The sequence below is a fragment of the Aquimarina algiphila genome (genome assembly GCF_007489275.1).
Lineage (GTDB): Bacteria > Bacteroidota > Bacteroidia > Flavobacteriales > Flavobacteriaceae > Aquimarina > Aquimarina algiphila.
In genome coordinates this window covers 1-2,201 of record NZ_VLNR01000148.1, presented here as the reverse complement: position 1 = coordinate 2,201, position 2,201 = coordinate 1, and the positions used below count along the sequence as shown (strand labels likewise).

Below are 2,201 nucleotides of genomic sequence, written 5' to 3'. Positions count from 1 at the left end.
AATCCTTTTAAAACCTTGAGTATTTTATCGTAATTTGCTTGAAAGTTGTGCATATGAATTATAGTGTCGTAACTACAATTTACTGCCTTTTAGCAGTTTGCGCAACTTTTTCTAAATGCACAACGGGTGTTACTTATTAAAATTATAAACCTTTATTCCATCTTCGGATTCCTCAATATAATATTTACTAAAATTTGTATAAAAATCTAGCTCTTTAATATAATACGGTTTTACTATCCTCATAGGATAATTATTTGTTGTTGATGTTGATATTAGTTTATTTTTCACTAAATCATATTCTTTCTTAGTAATATTTAAAAATTCAATTTTATAATATTTTTTACTTTCTATTTCACCAGAAGATAGGTCTATTGTTGATTCATTGCCATCAGATATCTTAATTTGAAGTATTCTATCTTTTAAATTCCATTGATGGTAATCATCAGATGAATTAATTTTATATTGGTATAGATATGATTCATAATCAATATCATATTCTTTATATTTTATTTCATGTACTACCTTACCATTTTCGTCTGTACTTGCATGGACCACCTTTTGTAAGCCTAATTCGTCTTCATATTCCTGCATCCAAATAGTTTTTCCATACTTAATATACATCTTATGTAAAACTGAATTTAATGTTAACGTATCAAAAACCTTAGCAGTAGCCCAACAAGTTTGTATTTTTAAATTTGAATCTGTTTCTATCTCTATACTATTGGTATGTAGACCAAGAAATTGGGCAATACTATCTAATTCTAAGGATTGAAAGTAGTATCTTTTTTCATCTAAATAGGTTATCCCTTTATGATTTGATATATTTTTTATCTCTTCTTTTGTTGGATAAGAAGCATTTTCGTAATTTTTAATAGTATAATCATTATTAATAGTATCCAATGATTTAGATACTAACTTAAGTACATCTTCCTTAAAACTTAATTGGGTTAAATCAAACTCAGCTCCTTCTATTAAGATATCAGGTTGTACAAATTCTTTTTTTTCTTCTTTACAAGAAAAAGTAATTAATACCATAATGATTAAAAAATATTTCATTTTCTTAGTGTATGTCCTTAAGTAACATTTCTTTTTTATATGGGAAACATTTAGCCTAAACATTGTTTGAAAATGATTTTTTCAGTTTCTGAGATAAAATTTTCAATATTTTTAAAGTTATATTTTCTGAGTAAGGATACTTCTTTTTTATTTTCACCTTTAAAAATCATTTTTACTTCTTTTCCATTATTTAAAAAATTCATTCTATGTTTAATTATTAGAAATTGTTCAAAGTTTTTTAAATCATATTTTTGAGTAAAAAAAACAAAAAATGATATTTCTAAGATTGAAGAATCTAATCTAAACTGAGCTTTTCTACTAACTTTATACATATAAACACTAATCGGTAAAATAAAAAGAACCCAGATAGGCATGCTATCCAAAGTCTTACCAACATATATAAAGTAAATTGCTGAAAGGCAGAATACAATTAATATAATCATATCAAACAATTTATTTTCTTTTAATCTTATACAATTTCCATTTTTATGATAAAATTGTTCCATAGTGTTTTTTAACAAAAAATAACAACAGTGTAAAAGCCATATACATCTCTTAATATCAACTTACACCTATTTATAATCAAATCTTTATTTTTTATTTAAAAGTATTTCTTTTTCACTATGCACATATACCAAAAGTTATATTCGAAGTGAATTAATAAATATTTGTTTGAGGACTTCTAATACTAGGAAGCGATTTAATAACTAATCATTAATTTTAAGATCATCATTTTCTTCTTCTTTTGGTTTTTTCCAAAACAAAAGACAAGCTCCAGCCCATAATAAATTTAAGATAATTATTCCTACAAAAAACATTGTTCGTCCTTCCTCTAATGAGTATCCAGCTATTCCCAATATATAATAAGCCAAAAGAGCAAATAATATAATTGTTCCAACGAAATATGCTATAATCCCTTTTTTTGTCAAATGTTTTAATAATAATTTTTCTAACATAATTTTAGTTTATTTTATAAAATTTCAAATACTCAAATCAAATTTGAATAAGTTGTCAAATGGATAATTCGGTTTGATTTGTGCCACTGATTTCGGAGCTATAGTGCCAGTAATTTCAGTTCAAACTGTGCCACTTTTTACAGTTCGAATTGTGCCAATGTAAATTGAGTCGAGTTAATTTCGGTTCTA

General features: G+C 25.1%; 3 protein-coding genes. All 3 read right to left on the bottom strand.

Annotated elements, in window-relative coordinates; translation table 11 throughout:
• Window positions 1-129: 129 nt before the first annotated feature.
• Window positions 130-1,056, bottom strand: a complete 927-nt coding sequence (locus FOF46_RS30630) for a hypothetical protein (RefSeq protein WP_143919217.1) — start codon at window positions 1,054-1,056, stop codon at window positions 130-132.
• Between the two features lie 50 nt (window positions 1,057-1,106).
• On the bottom strand, window positions 1,107-1,562 hold the full coding sequence (locus FOF46_RS30625; RefSeq protein WP_143919216.1) for a hypothetical protein: 456 nt from the start codon (window positions 1,560-1,562) through the stop codon (window positions 1,107-1,109).
• 201 nt (window positions 1,563-1,763) lie between these two features.
• Window positions 1,764-2,012 (bottom strand): hypothetical protein, encoded by a 249-nt coding sequence (locus tag FOF46_RS30620; protein ID WP_109438331.1) that lies wholly within the window; start codon window positions 2,010-2,012, stop codon window positions 1,764-1,766.
• Between the last annotated feature and the right edge of the window lie 189 nt (window positions 2,013-2,201).

What these genes read in the sequence shown, in the direction of transcription:
- FOF46_RS30630 (WP_143919217.1), bottom strand. Translation starts at nt 1,056, where the DNA reads ATGAAATATTTTTTAATCATTATGGTATTAATTACTTTTTCTTGTAAA.
- FOF46_RS30625 (WP_143919216.1), bottom strand. Translation starts at nt 1,562, where the DNA reads ATGGAACAATTTTATCATAAAAATGGAAATTGTATAAGATTAAAAGAA.
- FOF46_RS30620 (WP_109438331.1), bottom strand. Translation starts at nt 2,012, where the DNA reads ATGTTAGAAAAATTATTATTAAAACATTTGACAAAAAAAGGGATTATA.